The sequence below is a fragment of the Haloflavibacter putidus genome, assembly GCF_006546625.1.
Classification (GTDB): domain Bacteria; phylum Bacteroidota; class Bacteroidia; order Flavobacteriales; family Flavobacteriaceae; genus Mesonia; species Mesonia putida.
In genome coordinates this window covers 63,389-83,813 of record NZ_VIAR01000013.1, presented here as the reverse complement: position 1 = coordinate 83,813, position 20,425 = coordinate 63,389, and the positions used below count along the sequence as shown (strand labels likewise).

Sequence of the window (20,425 nt, the reverse complement as noted above, 5' to 3'; positions counted from 1 at the left end):
TATTAATCTTATTTACGCATCAATATTTGCATATTTTGCGTTCTTTTCTATAAACTCTCTACGTGGTGGCACCTCATCTCCCATTAGCATAGAGAAAATTCTATCTGCTTCGCTACCACTGTCTATGGTTACTTGGCGCAGGGTTCTAAATTCGGGATTCATAGTGGTGTCCCAAAGTTGCTCTGCATTCATCTCTCCAAGTCCTTTGTAACGTTGCACGCTAATGCCACCTGCATATTCTTTGGTAATAGCATCGCGTTCTTCTTCGTTCCACGCATAACGTTTTTTACTTCCTTTCTTTATTAAATATAAAGGAGGGGTAGCAATATAAACGTGTCCAGCTTCTATAAGTTCTCGCATATAGCGATAGAAGAAGGTTAAAATAAGCGTTGCAATGTGACTCCCATCTACATCTGCATCACACATAATTACAATTTTATGGTAACGCAATTTAGAAAGGTTTAGCGCTTTACTATCTTCTTCTGTACCAATAGTAACACCAAGCGCTGTATAGATATTTCTTATTTCTTCGTTCTCAAAAACCTTATGCTGCATAGCTTTTTCTACGTTCAAGATTTTCCCCCGTAAGGGTAAAATTGCTTGAAAGTTTCTATCTCTACCTTGTTTGGCAGTTCCGCCTGCAGAATCTCCCTCAACTAAAAATACTTCGCATTGTTCGGGATCTTGTTCTGAGCAATCAGAGAGTTTTCCGGGTAAACCGCCACCACTCATAACCGTTTTTCGCTGCACCATTTCTCGTGCTTTTTTGGCAGCGTGACGCGCTTGTGCGGCAAGGATAACTTTCTCTACAATGGTTTTGGCATCATTAGGATTTTCTTCCAAATAGATTTCCAACATTTCAGAAACCGCCTGCGATACTGCAGAAGTAACTTCGCGGTTACCCAATTTGGTTTTTGTTTGCCCTTCAAATTGCGGTTCTGCAACCTTTACGGAAACTATTGCAGTTAAACCTTCTCTAAAGTCATCACCAGCAATGTCAAACTTTAATTTATCTAACATTCCTGAAGAATCTGCATATTTTTTTAAAGTAGAGGTTAAACCTCTTCTAAAGCCGGATAAATGCGTACCGCCTTCGTGCGTATTAATGTTGTTTACGTAAGAATGTAAGTTCTCTCCATACGAATCGTTATAAATCATAGCCACTTCTACCGGAATGTCATTTTTTTCTCCTTCCATAGAAATAACGGTACTAATAATAGGCTCTCTGGTTTCATCTAGAAAGCGAATAAATTCAGCAAGACCTTCTTCTGAGTAAAACTCGTCTGCTCTAAACTCACCATTTTCTTCTTTTTCGCGTTTATCTATAAGCGTAATACGAATGCCTTTATTTAAAAAAGCTAGTTCTCGTAAACGGCTAGCTAGCGTATCATAATTATAACGTGTACTATCTTTAAAAATAGTAGAGTCTGGCTTAAACGTCACTACGGTGCCATTAAAATCTGTATCACCAGTACTTTTTACGGGGTACAAGGGCTTACCGCGCTCGTATTCTTGCTCCCAAACTTTTCCTTGTTTATGTACTACGGCGTGCAAATGCTCAGAAAGTGCATTCACACAACTCACTCCCACCCCGTGCAAACCACCAGATACTTTGTAAGAATCTTTATCAAATTTACCTCCGGCGCCAATTTTAGTCATCACCACTTGCAGGGCAGAAACGCCTTCTTTCTTGTGAATATCCACGGGAATACCACGACCATTATCTTTTGTGGTAATTGAACCGTCTTCGTTAATAACTACATCTATTGCATCACAATGACCTGCCATTGCTTCGTCTATTGAGTTATCGACAACCTCATAAACCAAATGATGCAAACCTCTATTACCAACATCTCCAATATACATAGAAGGGCGCATTCTCACGTGCTCCATTCCTTCTAGGGCCTGAATACTATCTGCCGAATAACTTTTTTTAACTTCTTCGCTCATACATTTTATTGATTAACATACATAAGAAACAAATATAGAAAAACCAACTATGTTTAAGAAATAAGAATTGACAGCAACACCCGAAGTTATTAACAAACAGCTTATAAAAGACAAAAAATAATACCGTAAGACGATTTTTAGCAACCTAAGAGACATGATTTCTTATTTTGAGCTTATTTTTGTACTTTACGCCCAGATGATACATTTAAAATTACTCTTTTTAAGTTTTTTTGGTTTTTGTTTTTTTGCGCTGCAAGGGCAGGATTTTTCTGATGTAGATAAAAGCCCTATGGCGGTAAGCATAATTAGAAACGCCGACAATTCTCCTATGGCTCGTATTATTTATAGCAGACCAAAAATGAGAGGCCGACAAATTTTTGACGATTTGGTGCCTTACGGCGAAATATGGCGTACCGGCGCCAATGAAGCAACCGAACTACGACTTTACAATGCTATGCGCGTTAATAAACATTTGATACCAGCCGGAACTTATACACTTTATACCATACCCAATAAGAAATATTGGACCGTTATTTTAAATGAAAAAGAAAAAGCTTGGGGTACTTTTGATTATTCTTCAGCTTTGGATGTTTTGCGCATTAAAGTTATTGTACAAGAAGCCGCCGCACCAATTGAAGATTTCTCCATGGCGTTTCAACCACATAAAAACGGCGCTAATTTATTTATTGGCTGGGAAAATGTTTTTGTAGAATTACAACTTCGCAACAAAAAAAACTATAATTAAGGTATATTAAGGTATTTATGGGTTTGTAAAGAAACTTTCCATTTGGGGTTTTTCATCACATATTCTACAATAAGTGGCATCATCTTGTCGCGCATACTCCACTCCGGTTGTAAATATAAAATGCAATTATCGTTTACTTTGGCAGCTTGCTCTTCTGCAAATTTAAAGTCGTGTTTATTAAACACAATAACTTTTAACTCGTTTGCTTTTTCATAAACTTCTGGTTGGGGTAGTTTTATTTTTTTTGGTGAAAGGCAAATCCAATCCCAAATACCGGTAAGTTTATACGCTCCGGAAGTCTCTATATGAATGGTTAACCCTTCTTTTTTAAGACCCTCTGTAAGCGCGGTCATATCCCAGGTAAGTGGCTCGCCACCGGTAACTACAATGGTTTTAGAATGTTTTGCAGCGTTTTCTATAATCTGCGAAGTTTTGGTAGGCGGATGTTTGTCTGCATCCCAGCTTTCTTTTACATCGCACCAGTGGCAACCTACATCGCAACCGCCAACTCGTATAAAGTATGCGGCAGTTCCTTTATGAAAACCTTCGCCTTGTATGGTGTAAAACTCTTCCATAAGTGGAAGCATTTCACCTTTATCTACCAATTTTTCTATTTCTTCTTTTTTCATAGGCTGCAAAGATAAACATATAAGCATGAAGAGCATCTTTAAGCCTTTATTTTTAATCCGTAAAGCGCATAAATTTTAGTAAAAAATTTCTAAGAGCAAAATACTATGCTTACTTTTACCGCCAATTATTTTCAATATTTCAACATGAAAAAATTATTATATTTCGCGGGGTTTATGGCCATCTTAGTTGTATTGCATAGCTGTCAACAAGAAGAGAAGAAAGATCCTTTTCAGATAAATAAAAACAGCGTAGGCTTATTAACCAGCACAACGCCCATTAAAGCTTTAGATTCTATCTTTGCCAAAGATTCTATTGTTAATAAAGACAAAGGTTTTAGTCGCGGCTCAGACATTATGGTCTACGATAAAAACGGAAAAGAATTATTGCTTTTAGATCCGGTACAAAATTTTGACAGCACCAGCACTATTGCTAATGTTCGTATTAAAGACGAGCGCTTTGCTACCGATAAAGGCTTAACTATAAACAGTACTTTTAAAGATATTAGCAAACATTATAAAATTGCACGTATTGAAAATACGTTACGTTCTGCCGTAATTTTTCTAGATGAGATAAACGCTTACGTAACCATAGATAAAGAAGTGATCTCGGGTAGCGCAAAATACAATACCGATGTAAAAATAGAACCCAGCCAAATACCGGACGATGCCAAAATAAAACAATTTTGGTTAGGTTGGAAATAATATGCGTAAACGCAAGATTACTATGCTAAAGATTTTGGGAGTGCTGAGTTTGTTTTTTTTGGTTGGATGTAAAAATTCTGAAAAGCAAAATATTGATTATAAAACCTTGCCGGCTTACAACGCAAAGAAAAACTTGCAAGCGGTAATAGAAATTCCTGCCGGCAGCAATCAAAAAATAGAATATAAAAAAGATACCAATCGTTTTGTAGTAGATTCTATAAACAAACAAGCACGAGTGATAGATTTTTTGCCTTACCCGGGCAATTACGGTTTTATTCCCGGCACCTATTCTAATCCTAAAAATAATGGCGATGGTGATGCTTTAGACGTTTTGGTCCTTTCCGAAAGTCTTGCCAGCGGCACGTTGATAGAAATAAAACCTATAGCCATGATGCGTTTGTTGGATGAAGGTGAAAAAGACTTTAAAATTATTGCTGTTCCGTTAAATAAAAATTTACGCACAATGCAATTAGACAGTTTTGAAAACCTTTCATTAAAATACCCGCACGTACGTAAAATACTTCATTCTTGGTTTGAGAATTACGACAAAACAGACAAGCTGGAAATAAAAGGCTGGACCGACGGTAAAACGGCTGAAAAACTTATACAACAAGCTTTGGTAAACTAACCTGCCTGTTTATAAAATGTTAATCTGCAAAGTCCTTTCTTTTTGAATAAGTATCTTTAAAGCCTAAAAACCAAAAAATTAATTTATTATGATTAAAGTTTTAGGAATAATACTTACAATAGTAGGTATGGTAGGTCTTGTATTAGGGATTTTTGGAATTTTTGGTTCTTTAAATATTATGGGGGCTTGGCCTTTTGCTATTATAGGCTTTATCTTTTTTGTTTCGGGAATAGGCATTGTAAAACGTAAAAAAGACACCGATGAGTCTTAAGAACTAATGAAAAAAAAGTTTCAGAAATTTTTACCGCGTATTGTTGGCGCGCAAATCAACTCGCTTCATCTTTTAAATAAACGCAAGGCTGCAAATAAAGCTTATCAAATTTTTTGTACGCCACGCCGAGGCAGGGTGCAAGAGCGCCAAAAAGATTTTTTAGAGAAAGCAAAAGACCAAATTGTAAATGCAGAAGGTTTAGATTTACAAACCTATTCTTGGCCTGGCAACGGAAAAACAATTTTACTAATACACGGCTGGGAAAGCAATACCAATCGTTGGCAAAGTTTGGTTGACAGATTGCAAGCACAAAACTATAATATAGTTGCGTTTGATGCACCCGCCCACGGCTATTCTCAGGGATCTATTTTACATATTCCGTTATACAGCAAATGTTTGCAGGTTATGATAAATCATTTTGCACCACATTATTTAATTGGGCACAGCATTGGCGGGATGACCACCATTTATAATCAATATTGTAACGCAAACCAAGAAATAGAAAAGCTGGTAGTTTTAGGTCCGCCGTCTGAGTTGACGCAAATCATGGGAGATTATCAGCAAATTTTGCGTTTAAAACCACAAGTAATGCAATCTTTGGAAGCTTTATTTAATGAGCGTTTAGGTTATTATTTTACTGATTTCTCTATAGCAAAATTCAGTAAAGAAATAAATAAAAAAGGTTTGCTTATTCATGATAAGTTTGATAAAATAGCACCTATAACTGCTTCTGAAGCTATTGCCCAAAACTGGCAAGACGCAATCTTATTTAAAACAGAAGGAGCAGGCCACTCGCTATACCACGATAAAATTGACAGAAAAATCATAGAATTTTTAAACTAATATGAGCTCTACAGAAAAACCCGTTAGAATAAATAAATACCTAAGCCAAGCCGGGTATTGCTCACGCCGAAAAGCAGATAAATTAATTGAAGAAGGGCGAGTTACCGTAAACGGAAAAGTACCCGAAATGGGCACAAAAGTAACCTCTTTAGATAAAGTGGCGGTAAACGGCAAACCAATTTCAGACAAAGAAGAAAAACCGGTTTACCTAGCGTTTAATAAACCCATTGGTATTGTATGCACGACAGATACCCGCGTAGAAAAAGACAATATCATAGATTATATTAATTATCCGCAACGCATTTTTCCTATTGGCAGGTTAGACAAACCTAGTGAAGGCCTTATTTTACTTACCAACGATGGGGATATTGTAAATAAAATCTTACGCTCCAGAAACAACCACGGAAAAGAATATGTGGTAAAAGTAGACCGCACTGTAGACAAAGATTTCCTAGAAAGAATGCGTAACGGCATACCAATTTTAGATACGGTTACCAAAAAGTGTGAAGTAGAAAAAATAAATGCCCACGAGTTTAAAATGGTACTTACCCAAGGTCTTAACCGTCAAATTAGACGTATGTGCGAGTATTTGGGCTATGAAGTTCTTGCTTTAAAGCGTATTCGGGTGTTGAATATCCCGTTAGATATCCCTGTTGGGGAATACAGGCATTTGCGCGAACAAGAACTAAAAGAATTACAAGAAATAGTAGGCAGCTCTAGCAAAACAGAAGAAGCTTCTTTACCAAAGCCCCCAAAACGCACACGTAAAAAACAATAAAACATACTATTATGCAGACGCTTTCTCCTTTTCATTTAGCCATTCCGGTAAGTAACTTAGAAGCATCCCGTAAATTTTACGGCGAAATTTTAAACCTTGAAGAAGGTAGAAGTAGCGAGCATTGGACAGACTATAATTTTTTTGGTCACCAGTTGGTAATTCACCAAACAGAAAGTAGCGCAAAAAAGGTTGCAGCAAGAAGCAAGGTTGACGATAAAGAAGTACCTATTCCGCATTTTGGAGTCGTCTTAAATTGGGAAGATTTTTTTAGCTTTTATGAAGAAATAAAAAATAAAAAGATTACTTTCGAGATAACACCATATATCCGTTTTAAAGGCCTTGCAGGAGAACAAGTGACTATGTTTTTTTATGATCCCAGCCAAAATGCCTTAGAATTTAAAGCTTTTAAAAACCCCGAGCAACTCTTTGCCAAATAGAATTTATGGAAAAGAAAATAGATCCATCCCTGGTACGGCAATTTTTTGTTTTGCTGCTCATTTTGTTTTTGGGCATACTTATTTTTAACGAAATGACACCCTATTTTTCTGGGGTTTTGGGGGCAGTAACTTTATATGTTTTATTTAAAAAATGGATGCATCGATTAGTAAATCGTGGTTGGCATCAAGATTTGGCTGCCGGCACATTGATGTTTGTATCGTTTGTAGGAATTTTATTACCAATATCGGGCACGGTTTTATTGCTTAGTTCTAAAATAGGAAAAGCAGTAAATAATTCTGAAAGGGTAATTGAGGTTTTTAAAAATCAAATTAATGAATGGGAAGAAATATACGGTTATAATTTAAGCACCCAAATAGACACCTCGCAAGTAACCAACTGGGTATCTACCAATTTACAAAGTTTGGCCGGTGGCACTTTTGATGCTTTTATAGCTATAAGTATTATGTATTTTTTGTTGTACTATATGCTTACCAACCATAAAAAATTACGCCGTTCTTTGGAAGATTATGTACCTTTAAACCGCAACAATTTATTATTGATAGGAAAAGAAAGCCGGTCTATGGTAAAAGCAAATGCCATTGGTATTCCGTTAGTTGCTTTTTTTCAAGGCATTGTAGCGCTTATTGGTTATCTTATTTTTGGGGTACCAGATCCTTTCTTTTGGTTTGCAATAACCACTATTGGGTCTATGATTCCTTTTATAGGAACCGCGATTGGTATTGCTCCGGTAACAATTCTTTTGTTTGCACAAGGTCATACTTGGCAAGCAGTAGCTATTTTAATCTATGGCGTAGTAGTTGTAGGTTCAACAGATAATATAATTAGGCTATATGTGTTAAAACGCCTTTCTAACGTTCACCCTTTAATTACGCTAATTGGCGTTATTGTTGGTGTACCACTTTTTGGATTTATAGGTTTGATTTTTGGACCATTATTAATTTCGTTATTTTTACTGACGGTGAAAATTTATAAAAAAGAATACGGCAAAGAAACGCCAAGCACACACGAACAAATACTTTAAAAAAACAGACGATGATTTTAGACAGAATTAAAGATGTAATTACCCCAAATTTTGTAAGCGAGGAAGCTGGTAAAACCACGCAAGACGATTTGAATAAAACGGTAAAAAGCGAAAAGCAAATAGATAGAAAAATAAGCAGCGCCGGCATGTTAGAAAAATACTCAGAGTTGGGTAAACTTATGCTTAAGATGCTTAAAGATTATAAAAAAGGTATTTACCACAATGTGCCTTGGTTTACTATTGCTTCTATTGTAGTGGCACTTTTATACGTGCTTAATCCGTTTGATATTGTGCCAGATTTTATTCCGGGAATTGGCTATGTAGATGATTTAGGTGTTTTTACTATTGCGCTGCGTTTTGTAGAAACAGATTTGCACCGCTATTTAGATTGGAAATTAGAGGAAGATTAGAAATTAGTTTTATCTTCTGTTTTCTGTCAAAATTTTCAGTAAAAAGTATTCCGTAAAGGTTTTAAAAAATACTTTAGCTTATTGCGCTTGGCTTTTTAACAAATGGCGTTCTCTTGCTAATAAAGTGTTTTTCAAGAGCATACTAACCGTCATTGGGCCAACACCACCTGGTACCGGAGTGATATAACTGGCGCGTTTGCTGACATTTTCAAAATCTACGTCTCCCTTTATAACATAACCTTTTTTGGCATCTTCGTCTGGTACGCGGGTTATTCCTACATCTATAATTACAGCGTCGTCTTTTATCATTTCGCCTTTAAGAAAATCTGGAATACCCACAGCAATAATTACAATATCTGCTTGTGACGTAATTTGAGTTATGTTCTTGGTATATTCGTGCGTTAAGGTTACTGTAGAATTTCCGGGAAAACCGCTTCTACCCATTAAAATACTCATTGGTCTACCAACAATATAACTTCTACCAATTACTACGGTATGTTTACCTTTTGTTGGAATATCGTAACGCTCTAACAATTCTAAAATACCAAATGGCGTGGCCGGAATAAAGGACGTCATATCCAAACTCATTTTCCCGAAATTGGTAGGATGAAAACCGTCTACATCTTTATCTGGATCTACAGCCATTAAAACCCTTTGTGTATCTATTTGCGGTGGCAATGGCAGTTGTACGATAAAACCGTCTATGTCATCATTTTGGTTTAATTCTTCAATCTTAGCCAACAATTCTACTTCTCGAGTATTAGCAGACATACGAACCAAAGTAGATTCAAAACCAACTTGCTTACACGACTTTACCTTACTGTTTACGTAAGTTTTACTCGCCCCATCGTTACCAACAATTATAGCGGCAAGATGTGGCACTTTATCGCCACGTTGTTTTATTTTTTTAACCTCAGCAGCAATTTCGTCTTTGATATCGTTACTGATTTTTTTTCCGTCTAAAATGGTCATATGTAGTGTTTAGTGGTCAGTATTCAATTGGCAGTTCTCAGTATTCAGTTGGTAGTTGCTTTTTTTATTTTTTTGCTGAAGTTTTACCAACAACAACTTATTTCATTCCTTTCATCATTTGCATCATTTTCTTACCGCCGCCGCCTTGCATCATCTTCATCATTTTACTCATTTGGTCAAACTGCTTTAGCAACTGATTTACTTGGGTTACCGAGGTACCCGAACCTTTCCCAATACGTCGTTTTCTGCTGGCATTAATTAAAGAAGGCTGTGCACGTTCTGCCGGGGTCATCGAGTGGATTATAGCTTCTATGTGCTTAAAAGCATCATCATCTATATCTATATCTTTCATCATTTTTCCGGCGCCGGGTATCATTCCCATCAGGTCTTTCATGTTACCCATTTTTTTAACCTGCTGAATCTGCTTCAGGAAATCGTCAAAACCAAACTGGTTTTTTGCAATTTTCTTCTGAATTTTTCGCGCTTCTTCTTCGTCGTATTGTTCTTGGGCTCTTTCTACCAAAGAAACAACATCTCCCATCCCTAGAATCCTGTCTGCCATACGAGAAGGATAGAAAATATCTATCGCCTCCATCTTTTCTCCGGTACCAATAAATTTTATTGGTTTATTTACAACAGATTTAATAGAGATAGCAGCTCCGCCTCGGGTATCACCATCGAGCTTTGTTAAGATAACCCCGTCAAAATCTAAAATATCATTAAAGGCTTTTGCCGTATTAACCGCGTCTTGCCCCGTCATAGAGTCTACTACAAAAAGCGTTTCCTGTGGTTTTATTGCTTCGTGAATATTAGAAATTTCGGTCATCATTACTTGATCTACCGCCAATCTACCCGCGGTATCAATAATTACCACGTTATGACCGTTTTCTTTGGCGTGAGCAATAGCGCGTTGTGCAATATCTACCGGATTTTTGGTTTCTTTATCTGAGAAAACCTCAACCCCAATTTGGTCGCCCACTACGTGCAACTGATCTATAGCCGCCGGACGGTAAACATCACAAGCTACCAGTAAAGGTTTTTTTGTTTTTTTATTTTTAAGGAAATTGGCAAGCTTACCGGAAAAGGTGGTTTTACCACTACCTTGTAAACCCGACATTAAAATAACGCTCGGATCTCCCGAAAGATTAACTCCCGCTGCATCTCCGCCCATTAAGTCGGTAAGTTCGTCTTTTACCAATTTTACCATAAGCTCGCCGGGTTTTAACGATTTTAAAACGTCTTGCCCCAAAGCTTTTTCTTTTACTACATTGGTAAAATCTTTGGCAATTTTATAGTTAACATCTGCATCTACCAGTGCTCTTCTAACTTCTTTTAAAGTTTCGGCAACGTTAACTTCTGTAATTTGCCCGTGGCCTTTTAAAACGTGTAAGGCCTTATCTAACTTATCACTTAAACTATCAAACATAATCTTTCCGAGGTTTTTAAGGATTGCAAAGTTAACAATTTGAACTTTAACAATAAAAAGCAAAGTATAAAAAAAGTGAGCTTCTTTTAAGAAAGCTCACTTTTTGTTAAAATAATAGGCAGGTATTATTTTTTAATCACTTTTTTTACAGCTTGATTTCCTTCACTGTCTTTAATTTTCACAAAGTAAATTCCCGCAGAGAAATTCTCGAAATTAAGCCTTTCCTTATTTTCATTTACCAAGAGACGTTTTCCGCTTATATCAAAAACTTCAACTTTTAAAAGCTCTATTTCATTCTTATTGGAAATATTGACAATTCCCGTGGTGGGATTAGGGTAAAGTTGGATGTTTTCAGGAGATGTTATTGGGTTAACAGATAAATTTTCAACTATTTCCGTGTAAACGTTATTTGTAATGATAGGTTCATTATAATCAAAATAAATTGCGGCATCCCCTTGAATCACATCGCCGACGGCAATATCTCCTTTGGGTTTGATTTTATATGCAATATATCCGTGGCTTCCCTCTTCATCTGCCGATTCAAAAGGCAAATCGATATTTTCAAAAATGAATTCTATGTGGTTGTTATTGGTAATTTCCACCCGATAATCATCACTAGCCGAAACCATTCTTAAAGTATTCCAGTCCAATTCTTCACTTAAATCATCGGCAATCATTACCCTATCGGCGTTTGCATTTCCTGTATTTTGAAAATTAACAATATAATGCAAGTAGTTATCAATTTGATCAATATTAATTTCATCACCTTCCAAAACTTGTTTATTATTTGGATCGTAAGAGCTAACTACCGTTACAGGCAATACAAACATATTATTTGCCGGGGTAATATCGTTATCATCTGGTGTTACATTGGCTGTAAAGTTCAGCACTTCTCCTACCGTCAATGGATTTTCAACAACATCAATACGCCCAAGCTCTATTTTAATAGTTTGCGAACTTAAAGGTCTGAGATTATACAATGTAAAGGTAAGTATACCCGCTGTACTGGAAGTTGGTGGCAGATTGCTTGACAACGCTTCAAAAGCATTGCTATCATATTCGAATGACAAGGTGCCATTTACAATTTCGGTACCCATATTCTCTACAGTAACCCTGAAATATTTTGTTCCGGCATAAGGTTTAATTGGGCCACTACTATAAATGGAAACATTTAAATCTTCGACAATCTCAGAATGTTCAATACAGAAATCATTGACAGCAACATTCCCATAACCGCTAAAATTTTCTGTTTGGGAATTGGGGTTCACAGAAAAATAAGAAGGAAAAGTACTTATCACAGAAGTAATGTTAGTTCCCTCATCTACTTTTAATAAATAATTTCCATTGTAGCCGGTAATAGTTCCAAAATTATTTCCGTTGTTTTCTGATTTTACAATTACATTCGGAACAGCAAAAGCTGTACTTGCATCGCAACCATTGCCCATATTGTAACGCAACGTTCCAGTAATCGTATTGGACTGCGCAGGATCAAATGTGCAATTGGTGGTAGCTACTGCCCCTATGTCTTGGAGTTGTTGGTAATAAAAATCATTAAAAGTTGTAACATCATCCAAACAAACCTTTACAACATTGGGGGTTTGATAAAAACCTTCGAGCAACTCAATATTAGAAGAGTTACCGTTTTTTAAATTTACATTAGTCAATACGTCATTACCAAATAAGCTTAGATAAGTTATGTTAGGATTGTTGGAAACATCCAAAATTGGAATATTGGTATAATGAACATACAAAAATTGTAAACTCTGATTAATACCAACATCCAGACTTGTTAGCGGGTTACTTGAAAGATCTACATCTTCTAAAGCTGCATTTTGTAACAAATCGATTGTTGAAATATTATTAATTCTAGCATTGAATTCAATCAAATTCGTCTCACTAGAAAGATCAAAGCCGCTTATATTATTACCACTAATATCTAATGTTTCTAAATCTGGATGGTTTAGATTTAATGACGAGAGGTTATTATTTCTAATTTTGAGAACAGTAAGATTAATGTTTTGAGATACGTCAATCGCACTAATGTCATTATTATTAAGGTTTAAAACCTCTAAACTAGTTAGCGCTGTTAGGTCTATAGAGGTAATTAGATTTCCTCTCAAATCTAAATCTGTTAAATTTACAAATGCCTCTACCCCGGTCGTATTGCTAATTTGTGGCGCAGAAGAACCCGAGAATTGCAAATCCAACTCTGTAACCAGTTGTGCTTCGGAAACCTGAATTTCCCCATCTGCATTTAAATCAATTGGAGGCGAATAATTGAGTAATTTGCCTTTTAAATTCGCATCTGGAATGTTAACAATTTGCGCCGAAAGAAATTGCGCAAAGAAAAACACACAAAATAATAAAGTAATTCTTTTCATAAAAAGTTAGTCTAAAAGTTATTTTAATCTTCATAAACCATAACCAATGTTAATAAACAACTAAAAATACTAATTTTATACGAAAACGATAGCTTTATTCTAAAATTTTTGAGGAGTTACAATCAATACACTATTTAGTTTCAACCAAGAAACCAATTTATTTTTTAAAAAACTACTTAAACTTACATCCGCTCCGGAACTTCTATTCCCAATAGTTCGAAAGCAGATTTTATAGTTTCTCCTACTTTTTTGGCCAGTTGCACTCTGAAGATTTTTTCTTCCAATTTATCTGCTCCCAAAATACTTATGTTTTGATAAAACGAATTAAAACTCTTTACCAAATCGTAGGCATAATTGGCTATTAATGCCGGACTGTGTTGTTCTGCGGCTTGCTGAACGGTTTCAGGATATAACTGAATTTGCTTGAGCAACTCTCGTTCTTTTTCGTGCAAAGCATAGTTCTCTATAGTTTTGCTATATTCAAAATCTACTTTTCTTAAAATAGATTGAATCCTAGCATAGGTATATTGTATAAACGGCCCGGTGTTGCCCTGAAAATCTACCGACTCTTCCGGGTTAAACAAAATGCGCTTTCGCGGATCTACTTTTAGGATATAATATTTAAGCGCGCCCAAGCCAATTATCTTGTATAACTCTTGTTTTTCTTCTGCGCTATACGCCTCTAATTTTCCTAAATCTTCGGCAATTTCTTTGGCGGTTTGCGTCATATCTGCAATTAAATCGTCAGCGTCTACTACGGTTCCTTCACGACTTTTCATTTTTCCGCTTGGTAAATCTACCATTCCGTAGCTTAGGTGATACAGATTTTCTGCCCAGGCAAAACCGAGTTTTTTCAGAATTAAAAACAAAACTTTAAAATGATAATCCTGCTCGTTTCCTACCGTATAAACCATACCATTTATAGCATAATCTTCTACCCGCTGAATGGCCGTACCAATATCTTGCGTCATATAAACGGCGGTGCCGTCTGCACGTAAAACAATTTTTTCGTCCAAGCCTTCATCGGTTAGATCTATCCAAACGCTGCCATCTTCTTTTTTATAAAAAACGCCTTTTTTTAGTCCGTCGTTTACTACTTCTTTCCCCAATAAATAAGTATCACTTTCGTAGTAATTTTTATCAAAATCTACTCCCAGTTCTGCATAGGTTTTTTTAAAACCGTCGTACACCCACTGGTTCATTTTTTTCCAAAGGGCAACGGTTTCTTTATCGCCAGCTTCCCATTTTTGCAACATTTTTTGAGCTTCCAACAAAAGCGGCGCTTCTTTTTTTGCCTTTTCTTCGGGTACGCCTTGTTTTTCTAATTCTTTTATTTGGGTTTTATATTCTTGGTCAAATTTTACGTAATATTTACCAACCAATTTATCGCCTTTTAAACCAGAAGTTTCGGGAGTTTCCTGCTCGCCAAATTTTTTCCAGGCCAGCATACTTTTACAAATATGAATACCACGGTCGTTTATAATCTGGGTTTTATAGACGGTATTGCCGGCAGCTTTTAAAATTTCGGCAACAGAGTAACCCAAAAGATTGTTACGAATATGTCCTAAATGCAAAGGTTTGTTGGTGTTGGGCGAAGAATATTCTACCATTATGGTATCTGATTTTTCGGTACTTGCAACACTGCCGTAATTGGTTTTATCTTTTAAGGCATTAAAATCTTGTAGAAAATAAGCATCGCTTAAAACAATATTCAAGAAGCCTTTTACCACGTTGTATTTTGCCACTTCTTTTACATTTTTCAGCAAATAATCGCCAATGCTTTCTCCCAATTTTACCGGATTGGTTTTTACTTGGCGCAACATAGGAAAAACCACCACGGTTACATCTCCTTCAAACTCTTTTCTTGTGGCCTGCAATTCTACGTCGGGCAAAGTAACCTCGTGTAGTTTTTTTACTGCATTTTTTACTTCTTCGGCAAGTTTATCTTGAATACTCATCGCTTAAAAATTTGGGCACAAAGATACTTAAAATTTGCAGTTAGGCAGTTCTATAACCAGACTTTGTGGTTTATACCAATTTAACCATATAATGTCGCATTCAAGCTCATTCATTTTCTGCTCTATTTCCTTGCTCAAAGTTTCCATAGCTACGGCTATGCAAACCAATCGCAGCGTTATCGAGCAAAAAAGCAACATCGCTTTCTGTGCGACTTTACAAAGTTAAATTGGCATTAGGTTTACACCGAATTGTGTATCTTGTAAACCAAACAAGCGCAAAAAATGTTAGTAAACGTCTCTTACAACAAACCAAAACTTAAAAATGAAATTAACGAAGCAGTAGGTAAAGCCTTTAGCTTTAAAGAACGCTTAAAGTTGAATGGTATTGGCTCTGGAAAACTTTTTATTACCAGCTCCAGTATATCTATACACAATTTACTTATTTTGGACAGCTACCTCAACACTTGCGGTATAGAATTGCGTCCAGATGGTATTATTGTAAGTTTTAGGTCGTTGTTAGAAACCTACGCGCTGGTAATTCCGTATTACAAACTAAACCTTTACAAAGGTGGCGCAAGCGAGTATGGTATTTACCGCGACCACCATTTTATAAAAGTAAAAGCCGACAGAAACAGCGTACATAAGTTTTTTAAAAAGCTGCAAAACTGCAAAGCCCAACATTGGTCTTCGGAACAGCCAGAACGGTAAAATAAAATGTTATAGGTAATACGTTTACACGGAATTTATTAGCGCTAATTGACTCCCCGCGCAAAGGATTGAACGGCATGTTTGAGCTCTCCCGCGGCGATAGCAAGCGGGAAGCGAGTAGTGAAAGCCTGACCCTTTGCTTTTTCTGCAAAGGGATGCGCCCAAAATAAAAACAATTTGCTTATGCTTGTTGGCTATAAAAGTAGTGGCAAAAAGAGGCTTGTATATTTACCTCTTTCTAAAAGCAATGCCAGACAACAAACTCAGAACGCCTAAACCAATCATGGCCAAAGCTTGGGTAGAATCTGCTTGCGGATTTACCTTTTCTGCGCCGGTTTCTAACGAAATATGTGGAAAGAAAAAAGTGTAAAGTCCGTAGGCAATAAGAGCAAGCCCAACCAACAAGAGTACAATTTTGAGTGTGTTTTGCATGTAATTTAACTATTGTTACAATTAAAATTGAAAGATAATTATTAAATCTGTAAATTCAAGCAAATTTATCTTATGAAAATTCTATTAACCGGCGCCAATGGATATATTGGCATGCGACTTTTACCACTTTTATTAGAAGACGGCCACCAAGTGGTTTGTGCCGTTAGAAGTGCCAGCCGTCTTTCTGTAAGCGATAAAATAAGGCGCAAAATAGAAATTGTAGAGATAGATTTTCTAGAAGAAGTAGAGCCAAATGTATTGCCAAAAGATCTGGATGCTGCTTATTATCTTATCCATTCGATGACTTCTTCTACCAAAAATTTTGACGAAAAAGAAGCTCAAGCAGCACGCAACTTTAATAAATACGTAGAGAACACGGCTATAAAGCAAACTATTTTTTTGACGGGAATGACCAACGATAAGGAAACTTCCAAACATTTGAGCTCCCGACAAAAAGTTGGACAAATTTTGCAAGAAGGCAATTTTCACCTTACGCAATTGCAAGCAGGAATTATTGTAGGTTCTGGTAGTTCTTCTTTTGAAATTATACGCGATTTATGCGAAAAACTACCGGTAATGATTACCCCAAAATGGGTAAATACCAAAACGCAACCCACCGCTATACGCAATGTTTTGCAATTTTTAACCGGGGTTTTGGGCTATGAAGATTGCTATGACGATAGTTTTGATATTGGCGGTCCGGAAGTGCTTACCTACAAAAAAATGATGCAGCAATATATAGAGGTGCGCGATTTAAAACTCTATATTATAGATGTGCCTTTTATGTCGCCGCGCTTGTCTTCTTATTGGTTGTATTTTGTAACTTCTACTTCGTATAAACTGGCGGTAAATTTGGTAGATAGTATGCGGGTAGAAGTAGTTTCTAAAGACACGCGCTTGCAAGAAAAATTTGGAATAGATTTAATACCGTATAAAGAAGCCATTGCTTTGGCTTTTGATAAAATTGAACAAAATCTGGTAATTTCCAGCTGGAAAGATTCTTTGGTTAGCGGTCGCGTAAAAACAGATGTAAACCATCATATACAAATACCAACCCACGGTTGCTTAAAAGATGAGCAAAAACAAAAAGCAGAAAATCCGGAAAAAGCTTTAGAAAAAATTTGGAGTATTGGCGGACAAAACGGTTGGTATTATGCCAATACTTTGTGGCGCGTAAGGGGTTTTTTTGATAAAGTTTCTGGCGGGGTAGGTTTGCGCCGCGGTCGCACGCACGTAAACGAAATTTACACCGGAGATTCTTTAGATTTCTGGCGTGTGGTTTTGGCAGATAAAGAAGAAAAACGTTTATTGCTCTACGCCGAAATGCGCGTTCCCGGCGAAGCTTGGCTCGAGTTTAAAATAGATAAAGAAAATATAGTGCACCAAACAGCTACTTTTAGACCAAAAGGACTCTCCGGCCGCTTATATTGGTATAGTATGTTGCCGTTTCACTATTTTATTTTTAAAGGAATGTTGAACAAAATTGCTACCGCTTCTTGATGCCAAAAGTTTGGAATTATTGTAAAAACAACCTTCTTCTACTTCTTGCGGTGGCAATTGTTGGCCTCCTGTCTCTTTTTATTTTTCTAAATCCCGAAAATTTTTATGCTTCTATAGTAACTTGGTCCATAGAAGTGCGCGATTATTTTGGCAGCTTTTATTTATGGTTGGGTTTACTCACTTTTATTTTTTTGCTGCTGATAGCGCTTTTGCCCATTGGCAAAAGACGTTTGGGAGGCAAAACACCAGAATATAAAACTGCTTCTTGGCTCGCTATGCTTTATAGCGCCGGAATGGGCGCAGGAATTTTATTGCGTGCCGTGCAAGAGCCGTTGTTTATGTATCAAAATCCGCCTATTGTGAGTAAAGATCCTAACAGCATTATAGCTTTAGAATATACGTTTTACCAATGGGGTTTTACGGCTTGGGCGTTTTATGTCTTTTTTGCGTTGATTATTGGGTATTATCTTTTTATCAAAAAGAAAACGGTTTTATTGAGTAACGTATTTCCGCAGTACCAAAACAGCAACATTATTAAAGTTGTAGATTTACTTACCGTGCTTACTACCGTAATTGGTATTGTAGCTGCAATTGGCTTGGGCGCCCAACAAATTGATGGCGGTATTACCTATTTATTTAAACCAGAGAAAAACTATTATTTTGCCTACCTGTTTACTTTTATCGTTTTTCTTTTCGGATTTTTCTCGGTTTATCGTGGTATTCATAAAGGCATTCAGAAAATATCTAACCTTAATATTGCGGTTACTAGCTTGCTGTTTTTATTTGTTCTATTGCAAAACGACCTGCTTTTAACCTTCAAGAACTTTGGCACAGCTACTTATAAATACATTTTAGATTTCTTTCCGTTAAGTTTGGCGTTGGGAAATTACAATCCGGGAGAGAAATTCTTAACCGATTGGACTTATTATTACTGGGCATTTTGGTTGGCATGGGCGCCGTTTACCGGAATATTTATAGCGCGTATTTCTCGGGGAAGAACTATTAGACAAATGATTTTTGGCGCTATTTTATTGCCGTCTTTAGGCAGCTTTTTATGGTTTAGTGTTTTTGGTACTTCAGCTTTTCAAATTGTGGAAGAAATGGGTAATTACCAAGGCGAGATGAACAATGTGTTTACTTCTATCTTTGTGTTTTTAGAAAACTATCCGTTTGCCGGTATAAGCTCGTTGGTTACCATTGCTCTTTTGGTTGGTTTTTTGATAACTTCTGTAGATTCTGCCATTTATGTAATGAGCATGTTTACCGACAAAGGCAAACAAAACCCCAAAAATTCGCATCGTTTAATTTGGGCAATAGTCTTATTTACCTTTACAGAAGCTATTCTGCTTTTAGGAAGTTTTAATCCGGCCGTAGATGTGCTTACCGCTATGCAAAAATTATTGATTATCACTTCGCCACCTTTTGCATTTTTAACCGTAATGATAGGAATTTCTTTTGTACGGAATTTACTCGTGCGGGAGTAAGGAAATAGTTATTATAGTTTGGATTTCAAATTCCATTTCAGCTTCAGGTTCAACTTCAATTTCGATTTCCAGTACTCCCGTTCTCGATACAATCCCGCGCTTGCGGGATCACTCGAACTCCTTATTCGTCGCAAGCTGCTAACTGCCAACTCACCACTACGCACTAAGCACTAAAACACTACGCCTTCGGTAAGAAAACCTCTGCCATCATACAACGGGCGCTTCCGCCACCAAGGGTTTCTATGGTGTGCAAATCACTGCTTAAAATCTCGCAATGTTTTTCTATTTTGGCTACTTGTCCGGGCGTTAAACTTTGGTGCGCACGATTGCTCATTACCAAATATTTTTTACCAAAAGCCCCTTGTACTTGCAGCATATTTCCGGCAAAGTCGTTCATTTGCTCTACGCTAATCGAGATAATTTCTTTGCTGTCTTCTTTAAGGCTTTTTAGCACGTTTTTGTGCTCTTTTTTATCTTCTATGGTATCTAAGCAAATAACGGCAAACTCTTCTGCCACGCACATCATCACATTGGTATGGTAAATAAGTTTCCGCTCGTTGTTTACGTATTGGTATGCGTGAAAAATTATTGGTGTATATTCAAATTCTTCGCAAAACTCAATCAACAATTCTTCGTTAGCTCTTGGTGAAAGGGCGCAATAAGCTTTTCGGTTGGTGCGGTCTAAAATTAAATTGCCGGTTCCTTCCAAAAACACATTTTCTTCTTCGGCTTTGCGGTAATCTACTATGTTTTTAATAGAAAAACCTTCGTCTTCCAAAGTTGTCAAGACATCTTCTCTACGTTCTCTTCTGCGGTTTTCGGCAAACATTGGGTACAATGCCACATTGCCATTTTCGTGAAAAGAAACCCAGTTGTTCGGAAAGATAGAATCTGGCGTTTTATTTTCTTTAATATCGTCTATTACCACAACTTTTACGCCCACTTTTTTTAACTTTTCTACAAAAGCATCAAACTCATTTTGGGCTTTTTGGGTAAGGTCTGCCGCATCGGCATCTATACTTTTCTGAAAATAATTATTTACGGCCGTTTCCTCGTTCATACGGTAATCTACCGGCCTAATCATTAAAATTGTATCTGTAATCTGTCTCATTCTTTTTTAATTTTTTG

General features: G+C 36.7%; 20 protein-coding genes. 12 read left to right on the top strand and 8 right to left on the bottom strand.

What is annotated here, in order from left to right:
- Positions 1–12 precede the first annotated feature (12 nt).
- Positions 13–1,950, bottom strand: coding sequence for a DNA topoisomerase (ATP-hydrolyzing) subunit B (gene gyrB, locus FKR84_RS11845; RefSeq protein ID WP_141422527.1), 1,938 nt, complete (start codon positions 1,948–1,950; stop codon positions 13–15).
- Positions 1,951–2,104: 154 nt separating this feature from the next.
- Here gyrB and FKR84_RS11840 point away from each other — a divergent pair, with 154 nt between their 5' ends.
- Positions 2,105–2,695 carry a DUF2911 domain-containing protein gene (locus tag FKR84_RS11840; protein WP_233357761.1) on the top strand — a complete coding sequence of 197 codons (591 nt, stop codon included), beginning with the start codon at positions 2,105–2,107 and terminating at the stop codon, positions 2,693–2,695.
- Here FKR84_RS11840 and FKR84_RS11835 read toward each other — a convergent pair.
- The gene (locus tag FKR84_RS11835) at positions 2,692–3,324 is read right to left on the bottom strand and encodes a 7-carboxy-7-deazaguanine synthase QueE (RefSeq protein WP_141422526.1); all 633 of its coding nucleotides are present in this window, start codon (positions 3,322–3,324) and stop codon (positions 2,692–2,694) included. The genes FKR84_RS11840 and FKR84_RS11835 overlap by 4 nt on opposite strands.
- 144 nt (positions 3,325–3,468) lie before the next feature.
- Here FKR84_RS11835 and FKR84_RS11830 point away from each other — a divergent pair, with 144 nt between their 5' ends.
- From FKR84_RS11830 to FKR84_RS11795, 8 genes are all read left to right on the top strand, one after another.
- Positions 3,469–4,026, top strand: a complete 558-nt coding sequence (locus tag FKR84_RS11830) for a hypothetical protein (RefSeq protein WP_141422525.1) — start codon at positions 3,469–3,471, stop codon at positions 4,024–4,026.
- Between the two features lies 1 nt (position 4,027).
- Positions 4,028–4,654: an inorganic diphosphatase gene (locus FKR84_RS11825; RefSeq protein WP_141422524.1), complete on the top strand. Its 627-nt coding sequence runs from the start codon at positions 4,028–4,030 to the stop codon at positions 4,652–4,654.
- A gap of 88 nt (positions 4,655–4,742) precedes the next feature.
- A complete protein-coding gene (locus tag FKR84_RS11820; RefSeq protein ID WP_141422523.1) occupies positions 4,743–4,925 on the top strand; it encodes a hypothetical protein in 183 nt (60 codons plus the stop codon).
- 6 nt (positions 4,926–4,931) lie between these two features.
- Positions 4,932–5,768 carry an alpha/beta hydrolase gene (locus tag FKR84_RS11815; protein WP_141422522.1) on the top strand — a complete coding sequence of 279 codons (837 nt, stop codon included), beginning with the start codon at positions 4,932–4,934 and terminating at the stop codon, positions 5,766–5,768.
- A gap of 1 nt (position 5,769) precedes the next feature.
- Positions 5,770–6,546: a pseudouridine synthase gene (locus FKR84_RS11810; protein ID WP_141422521.1), complete on the top strand. Its 777-nt coding sequence runs from the start codon at positions 5,770–5,772 to the stop codon at positions 6,544–6,546.
- Positions 6,547–6,557: 11 nt separating this feature from the next.
- Positions 6,558–6,983 (top strand): VOC family protein, encoded by a 426-nt coding sequence (locus FKR84_RS11805; RefSeq protein ID WP_141422520.1) that lies wholly within the window; start codon positions 6,558–6,560, stop codon positions 6,981–6,983.
- Positions 6,984–6,988: 5 nt separating this feature from the next.
- On the top strand, positions 6,989–8,026 hold the full coding sequence (locus FKR84_RS11800) for an AI-2E family transporter (RefSeq protein WP_141422519.1): 1,038 nt from the start codon (positions 6,989–6,991) through the stop codon (positions 8,024–8,026).
- 11 nt (positions 8,027–8,037) lie between these two features.
- Positions 8,038–8,436, top strand: a complete 399-nt coding sequence (locus FKR84_RS11795; protein WP_141422518.1) for a YkvA family protein — start codon at positions 8,038–8,040, stop codon at positions 8,434–8,436.
- A 78-nt stretch (positions 8,437–8,514) separates the two neighbouring features.
- On the opposite strand, the gene FKR84_RS11790 is transcribed toward FKR84_RS11795, so the two are convergent.
- The 4 genes from FKR84_RS11790 to argS all read right to left on the bottom strand — a co-directional run bounded on the left by FKR84_RS11790 (position 8,515) and on the right by argS (position 15,173).
- Positions 8,515–9,408, bottom strand: a complete 894-nt coding sequence (locus FKR84_RS11790) for a bifunctional 5,10-methylenetetrahydrofolate dehydrogenase/5,10-methenyltetrahydrofolate cyclohydrolase (protein WP_141422517.1) — start codon at positions 9,406–9,408, stop codon at positions 8,515–8,517.
- A gap of 97 nt (positions 9,409–9,505) precedes the next feature.
- Positions 9,506–10,834: a signal recognition particle protein gene (gene ffh, locus FKR84_RS11785; RefSeq protein ID WP_141422516.1), complete on the bottom strand. Its 1,329-nt coding sequence runs from the start codon at positions 10,832–10,834 to the stop codon at positions 9,506–9,508.
- 125 nt (positions 10,835–10,959) lie between these two features.
- Positions 10,960–13,215: a T9SS type A sorting domain-containing protein gene (locus FKR84_RS11780; RefSeq protein WP_141422515.1), complete on the bottom strand. Its 2,256-nt coding sequence runs from the start codon at positions 13,213–13,215 to the stop codon at positions 10,960–10,962.
- Positions 13,216–13,397: 182 nt separating this feature from the next.
- A complete protein-coding gene (gene argS, locus FKR84_RS11775; protein ID WP_141422514.1) occupies positions 13,398–15,173 on the bottom strand; it encodes an arginine--tRNA ligase in 1,776 nt (591 codons plus the stop codon).
- A 282-nt stretch (positions 15,174–15,455) separates the two neighbouring features.
- Between argS and FKR84_RS11770 the strand changes: the two genes are divergently transcribed.
- Entirely contained in the window at positions 15,456–15,881 is a 426-nt protein-coding gene (locus FKR84_RS11770) for a hypothetical protein (RefSeq protein ID WP_141422513.1), read from the top strand.
- A gap of 228 nt (positions 15,882–16,109) precedes the next feature.
- On the opposite strand, the gene FKR84_RS11765 is transcribed toward FKR84_RS11770, so the two are convergent.
- Positions 16,110–16,313: a hypothetical protein gene (locus tag FKR84_RS11765; protein ID WP_141422512.1), complete on the bottom strand. Its 204-nt coding sequence runs from the start codon at positions 16,311–16,313 to the stop codon at positions 16,110–16,112.
- Positions 16,314–16,385: 72 nt separating this feature from the next.
- On the opposite strand from FKR84_RS11765, the gene FKR84_RS11760 reads away from it, so the two are divergent.
- Together FKR84_RS11760 and FKR84_RS11755 are read left to right on the top strand one after the other, a co-directional pair.
- Positions 16,386–17,813 (top strand): SDR family oxidoreductase, encoded by a 1,428-nt coding sequence (locus tag FKR84_RS11760; RefSeq protein ID WP_141422511.1) that lies wholly within the window; start codon positions 16,386–16,388, stop codon positions 17,811–17,813.
- Positions 17,813–19,297, top strand: a complete 1,485-nt coding sequence (locus tag FKR84_RS11755; protein WP_141422510.1) for a BCCT family transporter — start codon at positions 17,813–17,815, stop codon at positions 19,295–19,297. The genes FKR84_RS11760 and FKR84_RS11755 overlap by 1 nt, the downstream gene beginning before the upstream one ends.
- A 178-nt stretch (positions 19,298–19,475) precedes the next feature.
- Here the strand turns inward: FKR84_RS11755 and ctlX are convergent, their stop codons facing one another.
- Positions 19,476–20,408 (bottom strand): citrulline utilization hydrolase CtlX, encoded by a 933-nt coding sequence (gene ctlX, locus FKR84_RS11750; protein WP_141422509.1) that lies wholly within the window; start codon positions 20,406–20,408, stop codon positions 19,476–19,478.
- Positions 20,409–20,425 lie beyond the last annotated feature (17 nt).

What these genes read in the sequence shown, in the direction of transcription:
- gyrB (WP_141422527.1), bottom strand. Translation starts at nt 1,950, where the DNA reads ATGAGCGAAGAAGTTAAAAAAAGTTATTCGGCAGATAGTATTCAGGCC.
- FKR84_RS11840 (WP_233357761.1), top strand. Translation starts at nt 2,105, where the DNA reads ATGATTTCTTATTTTGAGCTTATTTTTGTACTTTACGCCCAGATGATA.
- FKR84_RS11835 (WP_141422526.1), bottom strand. Translation starts at nt 3,324, where the DNA reads ATGAAAAAAGAAGAAATAGAAAAATTGGTAGATAAAGGTGAAATGCTT.
- FKR84_RS11830 (WP_141422525.1), top strand. Translation starts at nt 3,469, where the DNA reads ATGAAAAAATTATTATATTTCGCGGGGTTTATGGCCATCTTAGTTGTA.
- FKR84_RS11825 (WP_141422524.1), top strand. Translation starts at nt 4,028, where the DNA reads ATGCGTAAACGCAAGATTACTATGCTAAAGATTTTGGGAGTGCTGAGT.
- FKR84_RS11820 (WP_141422523.1), top strand. Translation starts at nt 4,743, where the DNA reads ATGATTAAAGTTTTAGGAATAATACTTACAATAGTAGGTATGGTAGGT.
- FKR84_RS11815 (WP_141422522.1), top strand. Translation starts at nt 4,932, where the DNA reads ATGAAAAAAAAGTTTCAGAAATTTTTACCGCGTATTGTTGGCGCGCAA.
- FKR84_RS11810 (WP_141422521.1), top strand. Translation starts at nt 5,770, where the DNA reads ATGAGCTCTACAGAAAAACCCGTTAGAATAAATAAATACCTAAGCCAA.
- FKR84_RS11805 (WP_141422520.1), top strand. Translation starts at nt 6,558, where the DNA reads ATGCAGACGCTTTCTCCTTTTCATTTAGCCATTCCGGTAAGTAACTTA.
- FKR84_RS11800 (WP_141422519.1), top strand. Translation starts at nt 6,989, where the DNA reads ATGGAAAAGAAAATAGATCCATCCCTGGTACGGCAATTTTTTGTTTTG.
- FKR84_RS11795 (WP_141422518.1), top strand. Translation starts at nt 8,038, where the DNA reads ATGATTTTAGACAGAATTAAAGATGTAATTACCCCAAATTTTGTAAGC.
- FKR84_RS11790 (WP_141422517.1), bottom strand. Translation starts at nt 9,408, where the DNA reads ATGACCATTTTAGACGGAAAAAAAATCAGTAACGATATCAAAGACGAA.
- ffh (WP_141422516.1), bottom strand. Translation starts at nt 10,834, where the DNA reads ATGTTTGATAGTTTAAGTGATAAGTTAGATAAGGCCTTACACGTTTTA.
- FKR84_RS11780 (WP_141422515.1), bottom strand. Translation starts at nt 13,215, where the DNA reads ATGAAAAGAATTACTTTATTATTTTGTGTGTTTTTCTTTGCGCAATTT.
- argS (WP_141422514.1), bottom strand. Translation starts at nt 15,173, where the DNA reads ATGAGTATTCAAGATAAACTTGCCGAAGAAGTAAAAAATGCAGTAAAA.
- FKR84_RS11770 (WP_141422513.1), top strand. Translation starts at nt 15,456, where the DNA reads ATGTTAGTAAACGTCTCTTACAACAAACCAAAACTTAAAAATGAAATT.
- FKR84_RS11765 (WP_141422512.1), bottom strand. Translation starts at nt 16,313, where the DNA reads ATGCAAAACACACTCAAAATTGTACTCTTGTTGGTTGGGCTTGCTCTT.
- FKR84_RS11760 (WP_141422511.1), top strand. Translation starts at nt 16,386, where the DNA reads ATGAAAATTCTATTAACCGGCGCCAATGGATATATTGGCATGCGACTT.
- FKR84_RS11755 (WP_141422510.1), top strand. Translation starts at nt 17,813, where the DNA reads ATGCCAAAAGTTTGGAATTATTGTAAAAACAACCTTCTTCTACTTCTT.
- ctlX (WP_141422509.1), bottom strand. Translation starts at nt 20,408, where the DNA reads ATGAGACAGATTACAGATACAATTTTAATGATTAGGCCGGTAGATTAC.